This is a genomic window from Luteolibacter arcticus (assembly GCF_025950235.1).
GTDB lineage: Bacteria > Verrucomicrobiota > Verrucomicrobiia > Verrucomicrobiales > Akkermansiaceae > Haloferula > Haloferula arctica.
The window spans coordinates 199,082-218,968 of record NZ_JAPDDT010000005.1 but is presented as its reverse complement, the minus strand read 5'-3'; the positions used below and the strand labels follow the sequence as shown (position 1 = coordinate 218,968).

Annotated in this window: 16 protein-coding genes; 8 read left to right on the top strand and 8 right to left on the bottom strand. The window is 63.4% G+C overall.

The genetic code is table 11. The annotated features are described in order from the left end of the window. Window positions 1-588: a hypothetical protein gene (locus OKA05_RS14000; protein WP_264487782.1), complete on the bottom strand. Its 588-nt coding sequence runs from the start codon at window positions 586-588 to the stop codon at window positions 1-3. A gap of 339 nt (window positions 589-927) precedes the next feature. On the opposite strand from OKA05_RS14000, the gene OKA05_RS13995 reads away from it, so the two are divergent. After that, window positions 928-3,441 carry a beta strand repeat-containing protein gene (locus tag OKA05_RS13995; protein WP_264487781.1) on the top strand — a complete coding sequence of 838 codons (2,514 nt, stop codon included), beginning with the start codon at window positions 928-930 and terminating at the stop codon, window positions 3,439-3,441. Between the two features lie 98 nt (window positions 3,442-3,539). On the opposite strand, the gene OKA05_RS13990 is transcribed toward OKA05_RS13995, so the two are convergent. From OKA05_RS13990 to OKA05_RS13980, 3 genes are all read right to left on the bottom strand, one after another. Beyond that, the gene (locus OKA05_RS13990) at window positions 3,540-4,736 is read right to left on the bottom strand and encodes an MFS transporter (RefSeq protein ID WP_264487780.1); all 1,197 of its coding nucleotides are present in this window, start codon (window positions 4,734-4,736) and stop codon (window positions 3,540-3,542) included. A 152-nt stretch (window positions 4,737-4,888) separates the two neighbouring features. Beyond that, window positions 4,889-6,358 (bottom strand): DUF1570 domain-containing protein, encoded by a 1,470-nt coding sequence (locus OKA05_RS13985; protein WP_264487779.1) that lies wholly within the window; start codon window positions 6,356-6,358, stop codon window positions 4,889-4,891. 121 nt (window positions 6,359-6,479) lie between these two features. Next, the gene (locus tag OKA05_RS13980; protein ID WP_264487778.1) at window positions 6,480-6,623 is read right to left on the bottom strand and encodes a hypothetical protein; all 144 of its coding nucleotides are present in this window, start codon (window positions 6,621-6,623) and stop codon (window positions 6,480-6,482) included. Between the two features lie 171 nt (window positions 6,624-6,794). Between OKA05_RS13980 and OKA05_RS13975 the strand changes: the two genes are divergently transcribed. Together OKA05_RS13975 and OKA05_RS13970 are read left to right on the top strand one after the other, a co-directional pair. After that, entirely contained in the window at window positions 6,795-7,244 is a 450-nt protein-coding gene (locus OKA05_RS13975; RefSeq protein ID WP_264487777.1) for a cupin domain-containing protein, read from the top strand. Between the two features lie 142 nt (window positions 7,245-7,386). After that, window positions 7,387-8,040, top strand: a complete 654-nt coding sequence (locus OKA05_RS13970) for a KH domain-containing protein (RefSeq protein ID WP_264487776.1) — start codon at window positions 7,387-7,389, stop codon at window positions 8,038-8,040. A gap of 240 nt (window positions 8,041-8,280) precedes the next feature. Here the strand turns inward: OKA05_RS13970 and OKA05_RS13965 are convergent, their stop codons facing one another. Continuing rightward, window positions 8,281-9,912 (bottom strand): putative manganese-dependent inorganic diphosphatase, encoded by a 1,632-nt coding sequence (locus tag OKA05_RS13965; RefSeq protein WP_264487775.1) that lies wholly within the window; start codon window positions 9,910-9,912, stop codon window positions 8,281-8,283. Between the two features lie 416 nt (window positions 9,913-10,328). Here OKA05_RS13965 and OKA05_RS13960 point away from each other — a divergent pair, with 416 nt between their 5' ends. The 5 genes from OKA05_RS13960 (at window position 10,329) to OKA05_RS13940 (ending at window position 14,833) form a co-directional block, all read left to right on the top strand. Further along, window positions 10,329-10,586, top strand: a complete 258-nt coding sequence (locus OKA05_RS13960; RefSeq protein WP_264487774.1) for a hypothetical protein — start codon at window positions 10,329-10,331, stop codon at window positions 10,584-10,586. Then, on the top strand, window positions 10,583-11,020 hold the full coding sequence (locus OKA05_RS13955) for a periplasmic heavy metal sensor (protein ID WP_264487773.1): 438 nt from the start codon (window positions 10,583-10,585) through the stop codon (window positions 11,018-11,020). Before OKA05_RS13960 ends, OKA05_RS13955 begins: the two co-directional genes overlap by 4 nt. Next, a complete protein-coding gene (locus tag OKA05_RS13950) occupies window positions 10,998-11,606 on the top strand; it encodes an RNA polymerase sigma factor (protein WP_264487772.1) in 609 nt (202 codons plus the stop codon). Before OKA05_RS13955 ends, OKA05_RS13950 begins: the two co-directional genes overlap by 23 nt. 10 nt (window positions 11,607-11,616) lie before the next feature. Beyond that, on the top strand, window positions 11,617-13,701 hold the full coding sequence (locus OKA05_RS13945; protein WP_264487771.1) for a TonB-dependent receptor: 2,085 nt from the start codon (window positions 11,617-11,619) through the stop codon (window positions 13,699-13,701). Window positions 13,702-13,780: 79 nt separating this feature from the next. Further along, entirely contained in the window at window positions 13,781-14,833 is a 1,053-nt protein-coding gene (locus tag OKA05_RS13940) for a hypothetical protein (RefSeq protein ID WP_264487770.1), read from the top strand. Window positions 14,834-14,851: 18 nt separating this feature from the next. Here OKA05_RS13940 and OKA05_RS13935 read toward each other — a convergent pair whose 3' ends face one another. From OKA05_RS13935 to OKA05_RS13925, 3 genes are all read right to left on the bottom strand, one after another. Next, window positions 14,852-15,250, bottom strand: coding sequence for a hypothetical protein (locus OKA05_RS13935; protein WP_264487769.1), 399 nt, complete (start codon window positions 15,248-15,250; stop codon window positions 14,852-14,854). A gap of 117 nt (window positions 15,251-15,367) precedes the next feature. Further along, window positions 15,368-17,356, bottom strand: coding sequence for a sialate O-acetylesterase (locus OKA05_RS13930; protein ID WP_264487768.1), 1,989 nt, complete (start codon window positions 17,354-17,356; stop codon window positions 15,368-15,370). A gap of 6 nt (window positions 17,357-17,362) precedes the next feature. Beyond that, window positions 17,363-19,822, bottom strand: a complete 2,460-nt coding sequence (locus OKA05_RS13925) for a fibronectin type III domain-containing protein (protein ID WP_264487767.1) — start codon at window positions 19,820-19,822, stop codon at window positions 17,363-17,365. Between the last annotated feature and the right edge of the window lie 65 nt (window positions 19,823-19,887).

Below are 19,887 nucleotides of genomic sequence, written 5' to 3'. Positions count from 1 at the left end.
CTACTGCACGGCGAGCGCCAGCACCCGGCCGCTGCGGTCGATCTCCACGGTCAGCAGGGAATTGTTGTAGCTGGCCCACATCCACATTTCACCGAGCAGGGTGAGACGCTTGAACTGGGGCGGGCCCAACTCGGCCTCGATCTGGCTGATCCGCTTCATCCGCGTGTACGGTCCCGGATTCTTTACCGCTTCCGCGACCCGCGATGATTGGTAGGGGCTGCCCAGCGTCGTCTTCTGTTGGCTGGTGTGGGTCACCTTGCGACGCACCACGCCCTTTTCGTCGTATTCCACCCCGAGCGAATTGTAGATCACGGTGTTGCTGCCGACGATGGAGCCCGCGCCCATTCCCACCGCTCCGCTGTTCCAGTTGGCAGTCCGGCGGTTGCCCTTCTGGTTGGTATTGCCGGGCTTGCCCAATTGGCTTTCGAGTTCCGGATAGGTCGTCTTGCCGATCTGCAGGGAGGCGGTCGCCTCCGGAATGGCGGAGGATCCGGCCGCGGTGATCGAGCAGGAGGTGAATGCGGCCCCGCATGCCGCTGCGAGGATCAGATGCTTCAACCGGGATCGGACAGGCTTGGAAAGTTTCATGCGTGGATGTGGCCATTGATAGCGGACAACGGCGGGCTTTTGAACAAGGAAAACGTCCCTAGGATCCTCGACCTGCGGCGAATTCCGGATTGTTGCCACGGGCTTTGAGTTTCACCCCGGGGTCTAGCAGAAATCCGCAGGATTGCGGTCGCTGGACCCCTCCAAAATCGGGTTTCGACGGGGGGAACTACACTTTTCGGCAAACCCACTCTCGGTTTGTGCATTCATGAGCAACGATTCTTGTGTTCAGCGGTTTTCCAGTTCCCATGGTTGAAAAGGAACCCGACGTCCATGGGCTGTTCCGAAACCCCGCCAGTCAACCCCTGCCCCACTGTCATCATGAAAACCCAATTCTCGCGTCTGTTGGGACGCTCGGTCGAAGCATGCGCCTGCCCGATGGCGGCGATGATCGCGACCCTCACCTTCGCCAGCACCGGGGAGTCCGGTGCGCAGGTCCGCAAGGAAGACAATTTCGACACGCTTGATCTGGCCACGAGCTGGGTCGACGGAGTTGCTGTCCCCGGCCCGGGCGATATCGCGCAGTGGGACGACCGGCTCGCCGTGGCCAACACCTCTGATCTCGGGATCACGAATTCGAGCTGGCTGGGGATCAAGGTGCTCAATCCCGCGGGAACCGTGGGGATCACCGGCACCAGTCCGACCACGCTGACCCTCGGTGCCTCGGGGATCGACCTGAGTGCCGCGACGCAGAATCTGACCATCGGCAGCCCGCTGGTGCTGGGAGCAGCCCAAACCTGGAAGGTGGCCTCGAGCAGGACCTTGGCCATTACCACGCCCAATGCCTCCGCCATCAGCGGCACTGGCCCCTTGGCTATCCATGGTCCGGGAACCGTGCGCATCGGAGGACTGGCAGCCAGCTATGGTCCCATCACCGGTGGTATCAGCGTCTCGGGGGGCAGTGGATTGAACAATGTGTCTGCGCTGCCGGGCGGATCCGCTCTCATTTCAGCTTCCACCTTGATCTACGACCTCGCGGCGATCGTGCCCAGTGTCGGCGGAAGCAGTGGCCCTTCCACCTTCAATACTCCCGCCCTCACCGTGGGTGGTGGGACGGTTCATACGATCGGGGGCGCACGGATATCCGGATCCGGACAGCCCGCTTGGGTCCAGTCGTCTTCATTGTCGATCGCAGCCGGCCAAACCAATTTCACCCACAGCCGGGGTTCAAGCGCCCGCGTCATCAATCAATTCAGCTCGACGATCATCCGGGCTGTCGGCGGAACGGTCAATTTCAGGGACGTTCTCAATGGCAGCAGCGGCGCTAACGACCCGAACGGCGGTGGCTACCGGGCCAACAACGCCGCTGTCGTCAATGGGATCGTGCCGTTCATTACCTTCACGTTCACAAGCACAAACACCTCGTTCTTCGTTCCCAGCGCAACGGGCAACGGAACTACCGTCAACGGAGCTGCCTATGCTTATGCCGCCGCTAACGATACCACGCCGACCTCGCTAGGAACTAGTCCCAACGCAAGTGTCACCACGGACGTGGCACTCGCGGCCTCCACCTCGATCAACAGCCTGCGGTTCGGCAGCGGTAGCACCAAAACGATCACTCTCGATCCCGCCGCCACGCTTTCGATCACATCGGGTGCCATCCTGGTGACTCCCAATGGCTCTGCAAACCAGACGATCACCGGCGGCAAACTAATGGGCGGGAATCCCGGCTCCACTTCCGGCAGAGACCTCATCGTCCACCAGCACAACAACACCTCGACCTTCACGATCTCCTCGGAAATCGTGGACGTCAACGAACTGGTGGAAGGCAACCCCACCGACGTCCCAACCGCCTTGACCAAGAGCGGCGCCGGGAAGTTCGCCATCGGCGGATCTGCCACCTACACCGGGAACACCTTCGTCAATGCCGGCTCGTTGCTGGTCAATGGCACACTGACGGGTTCGCCTTCGGTGATCGTTGCCCGCGGCGGCGCGCTCGGTGGTACCGGCAGCGTCACCGCGCCGATCACCGTCAATGCCGGCTCGATCGCTCCGGGCACCGGTGTGGGCACCCTTGCCACCGGCCCCGTGACCTTTGCCGCGGATTCCTCGCTGGCCATCGAACTCAATACCTTCGCCGGAACCTCCGACAAGCTGGTGGTCACCGGCGGCGTCACCACCGGCGGGAGCAGGGTCAACCTGACGCTCGCCGACGTGGGCGGCGATGTGACGCTGGCGAATGGCACCAAGTTCACGCTGGTGGACTACACCACGACTTGGTCCGGCAGCGACCTGCTGACCTTCGGAGGCAATCCCGTCGCGAACCTGTCCACCATCGTTCTCGGAGCGAACGCCTACATCGTGGACTACGCCGACGCTGCGGTGGATGGCACGGCCCTGACCCTCACCGTCACCGAGGCCCCGGAACTCACGCCCTATCTCGTGTGGTCGGACAGCTATGCGCCCCAGATTCCCAATTCGGCGAACCGTGTGCCCACCGCCGATCCGGATCAGGACGGCCGCACTAACCTCATGGAATTCGCGCTCAACGGCAACCCGGCCAGCAACTCGGATTCCGGCAAGATGACCGTTTCGGCCGTGGATTCGAACGATGCAGGCAGCGACAACGACCTCACCCTGACCTTGGCCGTGCGCGACGGCGCGGTGGCGGCAGCCGGCCCCGACGGCAGCATCACGCTGACCGTGGGCGACATCGTCTATACCATCCAGGGCAGCCAGAACCTGGTGGACTGGAACAAGGCCATCAGCGAAGTCACCCCGGCCTCCGTGCTTGTCCCGGCAGCCAGCCCCGGCTGGACCGCCCGCACCTTCCAGGTCACCGACTCGAACGGTCTGCCGGAGGGCCGTTTCATGCGGGTGGGCATCACGCCTTGAGCGAGGCGAGGATCGAGAAGGATCTGATCAAGGCGGGGGGAGGAGACTCCTCCCGCTTTTTTTGCGGAGATGCTGGGTAGCCGGACTGTCTCCTTCACTCACTCCGCTACCTTGACCTGGCGGAAGATCCAGAGGCTGCCGAGGCCGAGGGCGATGGCGAGGAAGCCGAGGCGATCGAAGTGGAGCATCGACCCGCCCGGGGCACGGGTGACAATCATCCCGCCGATGGCCGCGGTCGCGCCCGAGGCGAGGTCGCGCGAGCAAGAGATCAGGCTCATGTAGGCACCCCGCTGCGACGCGGGCACGGCCAGTGAGATGGTGGCCTGCGCGGGAATGAAGCGACCGCTGGCGAAGGTGAAGAATAGCGCCGCATTCAGCAGCGTGTGCCATAGCGGCAGCGGCCCGGAGGTGGCCATGTGCCCGATGATCGCGCAGGCGCACGTCACCAGCACCACGAAGACCCGGAAGCGTCCGTGCCGGTCGGCGAGCTTTCCCACATAAGGACCGGTGAAGATCGTCACCACGCCGCCGACGAGATAGATGAGGAACAGGTGCTCCTCCGGCAGCCCCACGTTTCCGACCAAGTAAGGCGAGAGGTAGGGGATGATCATGAAGTGACCCATCACGCAGATCATCATCAGCGCGATGCCGGTCCATGCGTTGCGATCCTTCAGCAGGGTCAGGAAGTCCTTGCGGGGATCCACGCCCGCGATGTCCAGATGGCTGCGCACCGGCGGCAAGACGCGAAACAGCAAGACCCACACGCCGGCGGCGATGGCGGCGATCACCAGGAACGGCGCTTCCCACTTCCACCACTGGGCGAGCTTCAGCCCCAGCGGCACGCCGAGCGCCGCGGCCGCGGAGAAGGCCGTCATGATGATGCCCATGCCGCGGGCGCGGCGTTCCGCAGGCACCACATCGGCGACGATGGTCATGATCGTGGCTCCGCTGACGCCACCGAATGCCCCGCACAAGGCCCGTGCCGCCATCAGCATGCCCGGCGTCGTCGCAAGCCCGCAAGCCAGCGTGCCGAGGGCAAAGCCCGCATAGCAGATCAGCAGCAGCTTCCGGCGATCAAAGCGGTCGGCGAAGGGTGCCATGGCCAGCCCGACCACTCCGGCGGCAAGGGCGAAGACCGAAATGATGTGGCCGAATGAAGTCGTGCTCAGGTCCAGCTCGCGCATGAGCTGGGGGCCCAGCGGCATCATCACCATGAAATCCATGATGTGGGTGAACTGCACGCAGGCGAGCAGCAGGAGCAGGGTGCGCTCGGAGACGCGGGGCGCGGAATCCATGGTTCAAGCGCTCGTTTGAACGCGCGGCTTCCCTCGCACTGGATTGGGCCGGACGCAAGCCCGGCAGTGAGTCATTTCCGAGGCCTCCCAAGGGAGGACGCGGCGAACGGCAAGCGGGTGCCTTGATCGCCTGACCTGTAGGCACCAGCCACCTACTGGAAGCGGAGAAAGATGCCCAGATCCCGGTGCAGCGCCGATTCGATGCGCGAGCCCACCACCTCCGCCGACTCGCCATCGAGCAAAGCGCTCAGGCCACCGAACTTCAGGGCATTCACATCCGGCGGATTGCCTTCCGGTACCTTGGGCGGCGTGAGATTGGAGGGATATCGGAACCTCCCATCGGGAAGCTTGGTGACACCTGGCAACTCCATGAAGGCGACCATGGCCTTCTGGTAGTCCTCGTAGTCCTGAATGTATTGTTCGTAGCGGTCCATGTTGCGGCGGTTCTCTTCAGGGAACTTGCGGATCTTCGCCACGCCCTTCTCCCCCTCGATCTGGATGAAGTAGTAGATGATCAGGTGGGACGTCCGGTAAAGCTGCGGCAGCCGGCTGTGGACCTGACCGCCGAACGCCGTGCCCTGCTTCCCTGGGCCGCTGGCTTTCCACTTCTCGTCCGTCGTTTGTAGTACTTCCGCCACCTTGCAGAGAGGAGGAATCTTGCCGCCTTGCAGGTAATCGGTGCGCTCCGCCTTGCTCCAGCTCGGCAACTCCTTGCCAGAGGGAGTCGAAGCCCGGAGATGGTTCATGACGAAGACATCGCGCACACCCTCGCGTATCCTCTCGTTGTCTGTCTTGAAGACGCCTGCTTGGATCGGGATCGAAGCGATATACTCGGCGTAACCCTCGTTCACCCACAGCGGCAGGTTATCGAGCATCTCATGGGTGAGCATGTGGGTCAGCTCGTGAACGATGGTCGAGACATCGTATTCGTCCGAGATCTTGCGGTAACCCGCCGAGCCGGACTGAATGCCCATGAGTTCCAAGGGAGCGAGGAAGACCTTTTGCTTGGGGATGTAGACGCCTGCCGTATTGCCGGGGCCGCCGGCTTTTCGATAGTCTGCGAGCGTGCCGAACAACTTCGCCTCGAAGCGGTCCTTCTCCGGCTTCGCGAGGACGCCGAAGGGAGACTTGGCGTGAAGCTGGAGCGTCAGCTCGAAGGTCCGCGCCAGGTCCTTCATGAGCGTGGCGCCGAGATTGACGTCACAATGGAAGCGGAAGTTGTTGGTCGTGTAGATGAAGGTTCCCGCAGCCCCGGTTTCTTCCGCCACCATCAGCCCCGGCATCGCCTGGCTGGCGTTGGCGGGCCATGTCTGCCACTTCTCATGGTAGTCCAGCCGGTTCGCCTTCACGAAGACATTGTCCGCGGTGGAGAGGCCGGCCAAGGGAACGAACGAGATCTTGCCCCCGGGAAGCCGCAGCGCCACGTCCGCCCCGCGAATGCCGAGGTATTCGGCGGTGATCTTCTTGCCGCCGGTGTTGGTCCAGACCCTGGCGGCGGCATTAGTGGATTCCTGTTGGCCAAAGCCCGCCGGGGCCAAGGCCAGCAGCAAGACCGAGGCAATCCACGACTTGTGAACGCTTGGAGTCGAAGCAGAAGGGGACAATCGGGAATAACAACTCATGATGCTCGCGCGCGGAGGAGGCTACCGACCACGGAATGGCCGGGCCAAGGCATTTCCCGGCTGTTAGGAGCCATGAGGGGACGCACGGCTGGGGACGTCTCGCGCCCACCCGCGATCCGTTCTAATTGTCGTCCTTGAAAGGGCGCTTGAAGTGATAGCCCTCGCTGACCGTGTTACCCCCACGGGTGACGGTTCGCTTGGTGAGGCATCCGGAGAGACTGATGAACAGGATCGCGACCGCGGCGGTCTTCAGGAAGATTTTCATCGAGGCCGGTCTAGCCTTTGGAAGGAAGTGGGACAAGCCGCGAAGAACGGTGGCCGTCACGTTGCAAAGAAGTGCTCGCCGTCGCCGCCGGACCTCATCACTTTTCAGGAGCGGTCGATTCGTCCGGGATGGATCGCGACCTTGTTCTTATTCCCGGAACTCCCGCCCCTCATGAACCCACTGGTCATTCCTTCCGAAGGCACGAATTTGAACATCCTCGGGATCCCGATGGTGGTCCGGCTGCGCGGCAGCGACACCGGCGGCATCGTCGGCGTGGCCGAATCGCATGATGTGACCGGCAGCGGCCCGCCGCCCCACATTCACCATCGCGAGGACGAGACCTTCCAAGTGCTGGAGGGGGAATACGAGTGGACCGTCGGCGACAAGACCTTCATCGCGGGCAAGGGCACCACGATCTTCGCGCCGCGCGGTATCCCCCACGGTTACCGCTACCTCGGCACCGAGCCGGGCCGGCTGATGTGCACCATCACTCCCGCGGGCTTCGAGGGATTCTTCGAGGAAGTCGGGGCGCTGAGTGCGGAGGAGCAACAGGATCTCCCGCGGGTCATGGCCATCGCCGCCAGCTACGGTCTGGAGTTTCTCCCACCGCCCGGGGCGTGAGGGATCCGGCTGTAAACGATTTCGTCACGAAAACCGACGGTCGGCCCATGCTTGCCATCCGCGGGCCATTCGGGCAATTCTACCTGAAAGTTCGCCTCCCCGAATGATCAATAACGCTGGGAAAGATAACCCACGAGATCCGATGCCGAAGCGCATTTCAGAAACCACGGATTCTCTCCGACAGGTCGGGCGCACCCGCGTGACCGACCGAGGCTTCCTGGAGCTTCTGAACACCGACCTCAAGGAACTCGAGATCGGGTCGTCCCTCCGCAGGCTGGGGAATACCAAGGTGGTGGAGTGGGATTTCAAGGACACCCTGCCCGCGGTGCGCAAGCTCGCCCACCAGGAAGTCGATGTGGTCGGGTGGATGAAACGGATCGCCCACTACAAGGTGATGGAGTGGGACTTCAGGGACGCCCTGGCCAAGACCGACGACTACATGCCTCTGCCCGAGCTCACCGGCGAGGCGCTCGGAAAGGGCCCCGGCCCCGAGGAAATGGAAGACCTCGTCAGTCGGTTGAAGAACTTCCTCCAGTTCGTGGCGGCGAACCTCATCGAGGAACCCGGGCGGGCCCAGATCCGGGTGCAAGAGATCGCCCCCGGCGTGATGCGATTCCGGCTCGTGGTCACCCAAAAGGACCAGAAGCTGCTGGTGGGCCGGGACGGCGAGACGGCCTCGGCGATGCGGAACATGCTCAAGGGCACCGCCGCCGGGGAGGGCGTCCACGTGCTGCTCCAGATCCTTTCCCATGAGGAAGAACTGACCGAGAGCCTGCGGGAGAGCGACGCGGAGTAGGTGGGTTCGGTTGAGCCTTTTTCGAAATTTCCCAGTCGCTGATTCCCAACAAACGGCTCCAGCTTTTCGGGCGAGTCGGAGGTTTTAAGTGAACCGCGAAATTACGCGAAAGAGCGCGAAATCTAAAGGCAGGAGAAGATCTTGCTTCTAACAAATCTCGCGTGTTTTCGCGCAATTTCGCGGTTCCATTTCTTCGCCCAAACCCCGGCTTGGACGTCTACGTTTCGAAGCAAAGCACCGTTACCCTTGCCGCAGCAGCTCCGCGAAGTAGGGCATCATCTGCTTCTTGCGGGAAAGCACGCCGGCCATCTCGAAGAGGTTCTCGCCGACCCGCGGGTATGTGATGGCGTCGATGATTTTCCCTTCGCCGCTGCATAGCAGCAGGCTGGTGCTGCTGGTGATATCGGTGACCATGAGGCAACTGAAATGGCACGATCCTTCCTCGCGGGCGCGATCGAGTTCCGCGGCGAGATCTTCGCTCATACCCTTGAACACATCGAAGCCGACTGTCTCCATCTGGCTCACGGCGAGCTTCCAGCCTCCTTCCTCATAGATCTTTAGATCCTGGCGCACCGCCGTGCCCGGCTCCATGCCATCCACCGCACAACCGGCTGCGAACATCGTCGCGCCGAACGCTGCGGCATCCTCGTTCGCGAGCGTCGCCAGCCAGTCCGCCATCTCGCGATCCAGCGGCGTGGTCGTGGGAGACTGCAGGATCACCGTGTCTGACAAGATCGCGGCGAGCATCAGGCCCGCGATGGCTGGCGGCGGTTCGCAGCGGGCATTGCGATACATCTCCGCGATGATGGTGGCGGTGCAGCCGACGACCTTGTTGATGAAGGTGATCGGCTGGTCGGTCCTGCGATGGCCGAGCCGGTGGTGATCGATGATCTCCTCGATGCAGGCTTCCTCAATCCCATCGACACACTGCGAAGGTTCGTTGTGATCCACCAGCGCCACACGGAAACGCCACGGCGTGAGGAAGCTCAGGCGCGTGACGACGCCGCGGATGTAGCCATCATCATCCACCACACTGAAGCCGCCCTCGTTCGACTTGCGGATTTCCTTCTGAACGTCGCGCACCAGGTCATAGGGCTTGAAGGTCGGATACTGGCGCTCGATGAAGTCCCGCAGCGGTCGCGACAAGCAAAGGCGCGTGCTGACCTCAAGCGCGTGAAGCGTGGTGGTCACAACGCAATCCGCGCGCGTCCGGAGCATGGCTGTTAGATCCGCGTCCAGATCATCGGTGCCGCAGATTACGAGGACGTCCGCTTTGTCGATGGCATGGACTTCGCCACTGGAAGGCAAGACGGCCAGCGATGGCGCGGCACTATCCGGCGACGACTCGCCGAGACCGGGGAGCCAGACCCTCCCGTGGAATGTCGCCGGCGGCTCGCCGCAGACAACCTTTCCCGCGATCGACTCGACGAAGCTCCGGAAGCAAAGTGACAGCTCCGGCCCGCGGCCGAGATCCGCAAGGTCGCCTAACAGCCCCGCGAGCCGCAGTGAGGAAATCTTGCCGGCATACTTCCCCTCGCTGCCGATGACCGGGAGAAAGGCGAAGCGCCGCTGGGTGATGATTTCCTGGGCTGTGCCGATCGTGTCGTCTTCCGTCAGCAGCAGCAGGTCGGGCCCTTGGATCATGATGTCCGAGAGCTGCGGCAGCAAGGTGGTCGCCAGCTCCGGATGCGGCACCCCGAAGTGTTCCAAGACGAACGCCGTCTGAGGATTCAAGCTGCCCGCGCGGTAGGGCACGGCCGGAACACCGGCGACCTCCCGCTTGTAGTGGGCATAGGCGATCGCCGAGCAGATCGAATCCGTATCGGGATTCTTGTGCCCGATGACCATCAAAGGGGTTTCGGCGGAGGTCATGAGGGAGCGGGTTTCCCAGCGGCGAGCATGAGCCGTGCCCACACCGCGTGCGATCCAACGGAAACATCCCCGGGGTTTTCTCAATCGGTATTAATTCCAATGCCTTTAAGGACTGGAAAAAAGCATCACCGCGGATTACGCGGATATCGCTGATAATAAGAGATATTGAAGATATCGAACCAGATGCCTTCAAGCTCCCGGCTATTGCTCCCGGTGCTACTTTCTCCATCCGTGCTATCCGTGCTATCCGTGCTATCCGCGCAATCCGCGGTAAATCAATCCCAACCTGATCCTCGGTTCCCTCTCCGAGCGTCCAATCCTTAAAGGCATTGGTATTAATTCCCTGTGGCATCCGGCGGCAGGATTGGGGCATTTCGGCTCGCCGGGACCGACCCGCGGGTTAGGCTGTCGGGCCTATGAACGGTTCGTTGAAGCAAGCGCTCGCCCAGGCCCGGCAGTCACGGCCGGAAGCACTGCCCGCGGACTTCGCTGACGGGGTGATGGCCCGGCTGAAAGCGGGGGATCCGGTCATCCGGCCGCGCGACTGGATCGGACTCGGCGCAGCGGCCATCCTGACCGCAGCGGCCACCGGGCTCTTCACCGAGCCGGCAAATTCTTCTCCCCATCCGCCGCCGATGCCGATGTTCAGCAGCCCGGCCTTTGCCGCCCGATGACCACCACGCGCAGCCGTATTGTATGGATCCTTGCCACCGTGGCGTTGGCGGCAGGCACGTCGTACTTCGTCACCCGCACCGCTTCGACCCCCCCGGCCTTGCCAGCTCAGGAATTGCACGAGTGGATGCACGAGCAGCTTGCACTCAGCCACGAGCAGCATGACGCCTTGGAACCGATCGAGCACGCCTTCGCTACCGAGCGGGAGCGCTTGAAAAGCGAGATCGCCATCGCCGGGCGTGAACTCGCAGCGTCGGTCCGCCAAGGAAAGTCCGGCTCGCCGGAAATCGAGACCGCGCTTTCCCGCCTGAATGCCGCCCAAGCCGCGCTCCAACGTGCGACGCTCGATCACTTTTTCGCGATGAAGGATCACCTCGATCCCGCGCAGGCGGAGAAGCTTCTCCAGTGGACTCATGACAGCCTCCTCCCTCGCTAGCATCCTCGCCGCCTTGCCCGTGTCCCCGGTGCCGGAAGCGGCTGCGGAGCAGGCATGGATCGAGGCGGCGCGAGGCGGTTGTCCGCAGGCCTTCCGCGCCCTGGTGGAGCGCCACCAGCAGCGTGTCTATCACTTCTGCTTTCACCATCTGCGCGATGCTGGTGACGCTCGCGAGGCCTGTCAGGATACCTTCATCCGTGCCCATGGGGCGCTGCCGCGGTTTCGGCCGCGGGCACAGCTCAGCACCTGGCTGTTCCAGATCGCACTCAATCTCTGCCGCGACCGACTGCGAGCCCGGCCCACCGCACGCGGCCGGGTCATCGTCCCGCTGGATGACCACGAGCCGCCTTGCCACCGGGCCACCCCGGACGAGGCGTCGATGCGTGACAACGACCTAGCCAAGCTCGACCGCGGTCTCGATGCCCTGCCGGAAAAGTTCCGCACCGTGCTCATCCTCTCCTGCCTCGACGGCCTCAGCCACGGCGAATGCGCGGCGATCCTGAAATGCTCCGAGCGCGCAATCGAGGGCCGCCTCTACCGCGCCCGCCAGCGGCTCGCAGAGTGGTGGGAAAAAGAGGGCGGGTGAAAAATTTCCCGTGGGATCCGCCGCCCGTTTTCGTTTCAGCGGCGTGATCCTTTCCTCTTGCCCGCTCCGACAGTCCTTCGCGGCCCTCGCTTTCCTCACCGCCGCGGCTTCCGCCCAGGACGCCCTCGAACCGCTGGTCGTCACCGGCAAGGCGGAGAACCTGCTCGGCGAAGCCGATTCCGCCTCGAAGGGCCAATCGGACCGCGAGGAGCTGCTGGACCGTCCCTACTTGCGGCGTGGCGAGCTTTTGGAAGTCGTCCCCGGCATGGTGGTCACCCAGCACGCCGGCGGCGGCAAGGCGAATCAGTACTTCGTCCGCGGCTACAATCTCGACCACGGCACCGACTTCGGAATCTTCGTCGATGGCATGCCGGCGAACTACCGGGCCCATGGCCACGGCCAAGGCTACGCGGACATGAACTTCCTGATCCCCGAGTTCGTCCAACAACTGGACTATGAGAAAGGTCCTTTCGATCCCCGCATGGGCGACCTCACCACGGCGGGCTCCGCCGAGTTCTCGCTGGTGAACGCGCTCGACCGCGGCTTCGCCAGTGTGACGATCGGGGAAGACGAATACTTCCGCGGCGTCTTCGGCGACTCGGTGAAGGCCGGCAATGGCGTCCTCACTTTCGGGGCGGAAGCCACCTACTACAACGGCCCTTGGATCCTGGAGGAAGACGCCCACCGCTTCAATGGCCTGGTCCGCTGGAGCACCGGCAACGAGGACGACTATTTCGATGTCACTCTGCTGGGCTATCAGGCGGAGTGGACCTCCAGCGACCAGATCCCGGAGCGCGCGATCCTTTCCGGACAGATCGATCGCTATGGCTTCCTCGATCCCACCAATGGCGGCGAGTCGCAACGCTACTCGCTTTCCATGAACTGGGGCCGCCTGTGCGATGACGTTCGCTGGCGCGCGAATGCCTACGCAGGCTACTACGACCTCGATCTCTACTCGAACTTCACCTACTTCCTCGACGATCCGGTCAATGGCGACCAATTCCGCCAGTCCGACCAGCGGGTCTTCTTCGGCGGTGAAATCTCCGCCACGCTGGAGAATCGCAGCCTCTTCGGTGCGGAGACCGACTACACCATCGGCTTTCAGTCCCGCAATGACGTGATCTGGGATCTGGAGCTCGCCCGCACCAAGGCTCGCGCCGATGTGAACCCAATCCGCAACGACGATGTCTTCACCGGTAACTACTCCGTCTTCGCCGCTGCTCACACGAAGTGGAACGATTGGTTCCGCACCGAAGCCGGGCTGCGCGCCGATGCCTTCTACTTCGACGTGGACAGCGACACTCCCGTCAACAGCGGGAACGAATGGGACGGCATCGCCGTGCCCAAGCTGAACCTCATCTTCGGACCTTGGAACGACACCGAGTATTACCTGAATCTCGGCGGTGGCTTCCACTCGAATGACGCGCGCGGACTCTTCACCCGCATCGATCCGAATGACGGCGTCACCCCCGTGGCTCCCGTCGATCCGCTGGTCCGCACCTGGGGCAGCGAACTCGGCGTGCGTCACCAGTGGAGCGATTGCCTCACCCTCACCGCGTCGATTTGGTATATCTATAGCGAGTCGGAGTTACTTTACGTCGGCGACGCCGGGAACGTCGAAGCCGGACCCTCGACCGATCGGTACGGCATCGAACTCGCGGGCTACTGGCGGCCGAACGAGTGGTTCTCACTGGATGGAGAAATCGCGCTTTCCGAAGGCCGCTTCACCGACACCTCGGCGGGCGCCTTCGTGGAAAACCAAGTGCCCCTGATCCTTTCCAGCGGCATCACCCTCGGCGAAAGGACCGGACCCTACGGCACCCTGCGCGCCCGCTACTTCTCCGAGCGTCCCTTGGTCGCGGACAAGACGGTCGAATCGGAGGACTCGCTCCAGTTTAACGCCCGCGTCGGCTACCGCCTGGAAAACTGGGACTTCGCCATCGACTGCCTCAATCTTTTCGACCGCGCCGACAACGACATCGAGTACTACTACACCTCCCGTCTTCCCGGCGAACCTGCCGCGGGCATCGATGACGTGCATCTCCACCCCGCCGAGCCTCGGACCCTGCGCGCGTCGGTGACCTACTATTGGTAGAACGCTGACGGGGCCAGCGGAGGATCAAACTTGCGCCGCCGGGAGGGATGGCGCTGCATGTCATGTCATCCTCCCGACCATGGATCCTCCCCCCATCCGGCCCCGCCGCTCCGTCGTCCTCACCGCTGCCGGATGGTTGTTCATCGTGACGGGAACACTGCTTCTCCCGATCAGTGTGATTTCCCTGCTGATGATTCTGGCGCGCAGTTATGGCACGGCCTCGGCAGATGCCATCGGCTTTCTCAGCGTGGTCGTCGCGCCACCGGCGGCACTCGTCACGGGCATCGGATTGCGGTGTCGGCGGGCCTGGGCATGGCCGGTCGCGCTGCTGCTGGCGGGTTTCCTCGTCGCGCTAAACATCCGCGATCTGCTCGACCATCGTTCCACGACGGAGACGACCGTCTCGCCCTCCGGCGTGCGGACGACGGTGCTCGCCTCGCCGCCGAACTACCACAGCCTGCCCCTGATTGCGGTCGGCGCTGCCTTGATCGCGATGCTGCTCAGGCGACCGGTTCGCTCGGAACTTCGGGTCGCGCGCGCTGCGGCCGTTAGCATGACTCGTCCGACCAGCCACGATCTGAAGCGCGATTGGCGGGTCGGACATCGCGGCCGCGACGGCATGTATTACGAAGAAGAGCATGGCGGAAACTGGCAGCGCATCGACATCGACGGCGAGATGCTGATGGGCCCCGCCCATCACGTAATTTATTTCGCCTCACCCGCAGCGTGGCAGCGCTATCCGGAGTGGGCACGTCATCGGCGCGAGGAGATCATCGCCCGGATCAAGAGCGAGTTCCGCCCCCCGGACTACGAGTATGAAGACGGTGGCACGGTAGCAGCGACGCACCCTTCGCCCCTGAAAACCACGCCGCAGCAATGGGGTGCACTGGCGCTTGTGATCGCGATCCTCCTCGCGCTCGCCGTGGGCATGGGATGGCTGGTGAAAAGCGGTCTGGAACGCGACGCCACGTGGTTCCCTGCGAAGCGCTCCAGCATGCAACGCGCCGTGGCACGCCAGGCCGAGCCGGCGACCTACTGGATGGCGATCAGCCTTTACGCCGCCATCGGCCTCGGGGCCGGCGGGTTCGCGCTGTGGATGCTGCGGGAAGGTTTTCGTTCACGGCGGCAATAGCCCGCGCGTCTATCACCTTCATTTTTTCCCTTCGGCCGCCGTCTTGATCTCCACGGGAGCCGGGGAGACGAATCCAGCGCGATCGCAGCGACCGGTTTCGTCGGAGTATCGGACGAGGCATCCGTCGCGAGTAAAACGCAGCTCCCTCTGCGTGCCGGGAACCATGTTGATTCCCTTGTAGCTGGGGTATTCGGAGTAATCCCAAGCGCCGGCGCGGACGACCCAGGTGAACCAGCCGGTAGGATCAATCCAGCCGTCCTGCGCCATCGGCTCCTTTTCGACGAGGATCACGGCCGTATCCGACCATGGTTCCCGGGCCGCGACTTCCGCCTTCGACTTGATGAGGATTTCCCGCTGCGTGGCGACGCTGCCGCAACTGGCGAGGAGAACGGGGAATAGGAAAGCGATGGTGCGCATGGCGGGAAAAGGTGCGGAGTTGAAGACTGCGGACGCGCCCCCGATGGGCCTGCCCGTAGGACCTACACCTAAAGCACGAATCTGCCCGAGGCCAGAGGAAATCCGGCGGTCAGGCTGTCATTTCGAGACCACCGTCAGTTTCAGACGGCAGGTCTGCCGTCCCGGGACTTTCGCGACCAATTTGCCGGGCTCGACACGGTCGATTCCTTCGACCCGCAGCTTGGCATTGCCCCGCGAAAGATCGACCGTCGGGGCTGTTCCCGTGACCACGACCTTGTCGGAAAGCGCGATGTGGAACTCGAACTCGCCGCCGCCCGTGTTGGTGATCGTCCACTCCATCGAGTCGTCCTTGCAGGCGATCTCCAGGCAGGCCTCGCGGTCGCGGCACTCGATGCGGTTCGGGGCGGTCATTCGCACCGCCGGCAGGGAGCGGGGGCCGAATCCGCCGGGGATCGACGTGCCGCCGCCGGGTTCGGCGGAGAGGAATTGTTTTCCACCGGCGACGAGGCTGGAAATGTGGCCCAGCTCGCCGGTCTCGATCTGGTATCCCGGACCCGCGAGGCGGTAGGTCACGGGCAGCGGCTGGAAGTCGAGCGACCGGGGCTCGAGGGTGTCAGTGCGGAAAGGCGCGGCGGGCAGGCCGGCTTCGTTCACGACGTTTGCCTGCGGTAGCCCGCCCCAGGCGAATCGGACGGTCTTCGGCGCGGGGACGCCTGGTGATGTCAGGGCCACGCGATTGCCATCCACAGTGGCGGTGGCGAAGCGGTAGTCGCCATCCTCTCCGGCGATGGCGAAGCCGCGCAGCTCCTTGCCATCGGAGCTCTTCACCGGTCCGTCGAAGACGACCACCATGCGATCGACTTCGGCTTTCACATCTTTTACGCGCGGCCCATTGGCGACGATGTCCGAGCCATAGACCGCCTTGCGGGCAAGCAGCGAGAGGCGGCGGCCGATCTCCTCCTTCTCGACGGGATGAAGGTCGAAGCCATCGGTGGTGTCGTGGGTCACGGCGAGAAAGTTGTGCGGCGAGGCTTCACAAGCCTTCGACTGGGCCTCGCGCAGCCAGCCGTAGTCGAGGCCCCCGCCATTGCCCGAGTAGGCGGGTAGCTGGACCACGAAGAACGGTAGCTCGGGTTGCTTCCATTGCTTGCGCCACTGCTCGGCGAGATTGGCGAGCAGGCTCGCATAGACTCCGGGGCGGCCCGCATTTGCTTCGCCCTGATACCAGAGCGCGCCCTTGATCGGGGTCGCCGTCAGCGGCGCGATCATGCGATGAAAAAGATGGCCGGGACCAATGCCGAACATCGAGCCGCTGATCTCCTTCTCCGGGATAGCCGGCAGAGTGCCCTCCGGCGTCCACGCCTCGATCGCGGTGCCGCCGAACGAGCTGTCGATGATGCCTAGCGGCACGTCCTTCAACTTCGGATCGTCGCGGAGATGCAGCGCGAAGCTGGCGGCGACGGCGGAGAATTTCCTCAGCGACTCCGGCGTGGCATGGCTCCACTTCGCCCCCGGGTCCGCCTGCGGTTTGTCCGCCCCGGCCTTGGGCATCATCAGCAAGCGCAAGCGCTGGTCCGCACCGGCGTTGGCAATCATCGCGGTCCCGCCGAGCGCTTCATCAAGACCCATCTGCATGTTCGACTGGCCGGAGCAGACCCACACGTCGCCAAACAAAAGATCGTCGATTTTCGCCGTGGTGCTGCCGTCCGAGACTTCCAGCGCGTGCGGGCCACCGGCGGGCTGCGCCGCGAGTTCAACGCGCCATGTGCCATCGGGCGAAACTTTCGCGGGCTGCAAAAGCTTGCCGAGCGACACCGTCACCGAGCCATTCTCCGGTCCGAGCCCCGTGACGACGATTCCCGCATCGCGTTGCAAGACCATGCCGGGCGAGAAGAGCGGGCTGAAGCCCAAGGGTGCGGCGAATGCGCCGAGTGGAGCGGCTAACAGCAGCGCCAGGGAAATGCGGAGCGACGCTTTCGTCGGACGAAGTACTAGATTCATCGAAGTTTGGTTCTTCAGCGCGGGATGTCCTTCGCGCGCCGGCTTGGGGATCAGCGCGCCATCGATACGACGCCCGATCCGGTATTTTTCAAACCTCGTCCACATTCAAACTTAGCCACCGCCGGGCTCGAAGAATAACTGGTAGAAGCCTTTTTCGCCTGCGGCGCTGCCGGTCACCGATTGCTCCGTGCGCTGCTGTGGCGTCATGGCCTCGATCTGTGCCCGGGTAAAGGTCGCGATCCGGTTGGCCACGTCGCCGAGGGCGGTAGGATCATCGCTACGATGCACGTAGTAGTTCCCCAGCGGCTTCAACTCCGGCAATACCACGATGATGCTGCCTTCCAGGGCTTCGCACCGGAGATGGAAAGCCAGATCGTCCTGCGCATCGTTGGGATCGAGCTGGAGTTCGTACTCGGCGAGATTGGAGGCTCCGCCACCATCCGAATCGGTGGTGGTTTGGCCGGTGAGGCCGTGGGATGTCAGCCATTCCTCGAAGGTCGGCGGGGAAACGACCGGCAGCACCGGGAAGACCTCGATGCCGGAGAGCACCGGATTCTGCACCACGTGCAGGAAGCCGATGTTCAATTGGCCGTCGCTCACGGTCACTGGGACTTCAACCACCAGGGCTTTGTTCGCTCCCACTTGAGCGAAAATGTCGAGGTTATCGATGGCCAACGCTCCCTCGGCGGTGACGTCAAACACCCGTCCACCCACGACTGAAACGCTGGCAACCACCTCCACGAAATGCAGCACCACTCGGTAATCACCATTCGATACCGCAAATCCGTAGGTCAGCTCAGGCGCAGTATCCCGGTCGATGCGACGCTTCTGATAGAGCGCCGGTTTGTCCGTGCCGGTGATGGCGGCGGTGTTCGAATCGGTGTAGCCCGTATTGGAACCGTAATCCGCCGCCCAGGTGTTTCCCTGAGGATCCACATAAGCGGCGTTGCTGCCGACATTCACCCGCAGCGTGGCAGCGGGCGCGAGCGTCGGGATCGCATTGACGGTGGCGGGAAGCGACTCGTTTCCCGCGGCATCGATGGCCCTGACATCGAAGGTGTAGGTCGTGCCGTTGGAGAGACCGGTGTCGGTATGGGTGAGAGTGAGGCCGCTAACCGTCGCGATCGGGTTGGGATTGCCATTCCGGCGGATGCGGTAGCCGGTCACTCCGACCTCGTCGCTGGCTGCGGTCCACGTGAGCTGCACCGCGCCATTCCCGGCAGCGGCCTGTAGCGTACCCGGCGGCGACGGTGCCTGGCTGTCGGCCGACGTTGTCGCCGTGGTGGAGGCTGCTTCGGAGTGATTGTTCGCCGCGTCGTAGGCCTTCACCTGATAGGTATAGGCGGTGGACGGGGAGCGGCCATGGTCGGTGAAGGTCGTCTGCTGGGTGGTTCCGAGATCCGCCGCGCCGCGATAGATCCGGTAGCCGGTCACCCCGACATTGTCCGTGGGTGCGGTCCAGCCGAGTGTCACGCTGCCGGCCGTGACCGCACTGGCGGCAAAATTTTCCGGCACTTCGGGTGGCTCCGAGTCGCTGGAACCCGAGCCCGAGCCACTCGGATCGTAATCGATCGTGATGATGTTCGAGCACGAGCTGCGATTGCCGCTGCCATCGACCAGGATCGCGGACAGCAGCTTGATGCCGTCCGGCGCACTGGCGTGAGCCAGCGTGAGGGGGAAGTCCACAAATCCTCCCGCACCGATGGTGACAGATTTGGGATCAAAGACGACCACCTTGTTCGATTCATAGGGATCGACATCGTAGCCGCCATCCACCGGGAGGTGCAGCTCGCTGTGCGCCACACACAGCCTCGCCGAGGCACCCGCCGGACCGGTGACCCGTACGGTGGGATTCGCATTCAGGGTAAAAGGTGATGCCTTGCCCGTGACGGAGATCACCGGCGTGGCGAGATTCGACGCGGACAAGACCCCTTGGGACATCAGGTTTTTGTTAGAGTGGCCCGGCACTCCCCCCATCCGCACCACCCGTGTGGTATCATCGTCAAAGGTGACAGTGATGGTGGCCCCGATCAGCTCGAGCCCGGAAACGCTCGCCGCGTGATCCGGCCCGGGTCCTGGCGCCCCCTTCACGTTTGTCGGATCGATATCCGCAGAAAAGGTCATCTTTTTCCCGGGGCCAAAGGACACGCCGGCACCGAAATTGACGCGGAGCGCATCGTAGCCGTCTTCGCTGCCGATGCCATCGTGCGGCGACTCGAAGGCGTGGGTGGGCGTGCCGGTGCCATTGAATGAGTCTTGCTCGAAGGCCTTGCCATCGGGATCGCCCGCCGTGCCGGCGGGATCGAAGACCACATCCGGCAGCATCGCGGTGCTCAGGTCGATCCTCGCGGAGAGGATCTTCTCGCCGGAGGTGGAGAGGTTTTCCAACTGGAACGAGCCGCCGGTATTGGTGCTCGAATTTTCGATGCTACCGCTGCCGCTGTTGATCGTCAGCCGTGCCGCGGCGGCACCATGGCTGATGACGGGAGCCAGCGACAGGGTCGTGGCGAAAAACGCGAGCCGCCAATACGGCCCCGTAATACGAATCGGGGGGTGGGGGAACAGTATCATTGAACCCGGCGGGGTGGGGGGTGGGACGCCGGTGAGTAGTATCATTCCTGAAATCACCGTTTTCG

Bases quoted from the DNA above. Each gene is read 5' to 3' on its own strand.
- OKA05_RS13935 (WP_264487769.1), bottom strand. From the start codon at position 15,250: ATGCGCACCATCGCTTTCCTATTCCCCGTTCTCCTCGCCAGTTGCGGC.
- OKA05_RS13965 (WP_264487775.1), bottom strand. From the start codon at position 9,912: ATGACCTCCGCCGAAACCCCTTTGATGGTCATCGGGCACAAGAATCCC.
- OKA05_RS13975 (WP_264487777.1), top strand. From the start codon at position 6,795: ATGAACCCACTGGTCATTCCTTCCGAAGGCACGAATTTGAACATCCTC.
- OKA05_RS13960 (WP_264487774.1), top strand. From the start codon at position 10,329: ATGAACGGTTCGTTGAAGCAAGCGCTCGCCCAGGCCCGGCAGTCACGG.
- OKA05_RS13990 (WP_264487780.1), bottom strand. From the start codon at position 4,736: ATGGATTCCGCGCCCCGCGTCTCCGAGCGCACCCTGCTCCTGCTGCTC.
- OKA05_RS13955 (WP_264487773.1), top strand. From the start codon at position 10,583: ATGACCACCACGCGCAGCCGTATTGTATGGATCCTTGCCACCGTGGCG.
- OKA05_RS13995 (WP_264487781.1), top strand. From the start codon at position 928: ATGAAAACCCAATTCTCGCGTCTGTTGGGACGCTCGGTCGAAGCATGC.
- OKA05_RS13930 (WP_264487768.1), bottom strand. From the start codon at position 17,356: ATGTGGACGAGGTTTGAAAAATACCGGATCGGGCGTCGTATCGATGGC.
- OKA05_RS14000 (WP_264487782.1), bottom strand. From the start codon at position 588: ATGAAACTTTCCAAGCCTGTCCGATCCCGGTTGAAGCATCTGATCCTC.
- OKA05_RS13985 (WP_264487779.1), bottom strand. From the start codon at position 6,358: ATGAGTTGTTATTCCCGATTGTCCCCTTCTGCTTCGACTCCAAGCGTT.
- OKA05_RS13925 (WP_264487767.1), bottom strand. From the start codon at position 19,822: ATGATACTGTTCCCCCACCCCCCGATTCGTATTACGGGGCCGTATTGG.
- OKA05_RS13970 (WP_264487776.1), top strand. From the start codon at position 7,387: ATGCCGAAGCGCATTTCAGAAACCACGGATTCTCTCCGACAGGTCGGG.
- OKA05_RS13940 (WP_264487770.1), top strand. From the start codon at position 13,781: ATGGATCCTCCCCCCATCCGGCCCCGCCGCTCCGTCGTCCTCACCGCT.
- OKA05_RS13980 (WP_264487778.1), bottom strand. From the start codon at position 6,623: ATGAAAATCTTCCTGAAGACCGCCGCGGTCGCGATCCTGTTCATCAGT.
- OKA05_RS13950 (WP_264487772.1), top strand. From the start codon at position 10,998: ATGACAGCCTCCTCCCTCGCTAGCATCCTCGCCGCCTTGCCCGTGTCC.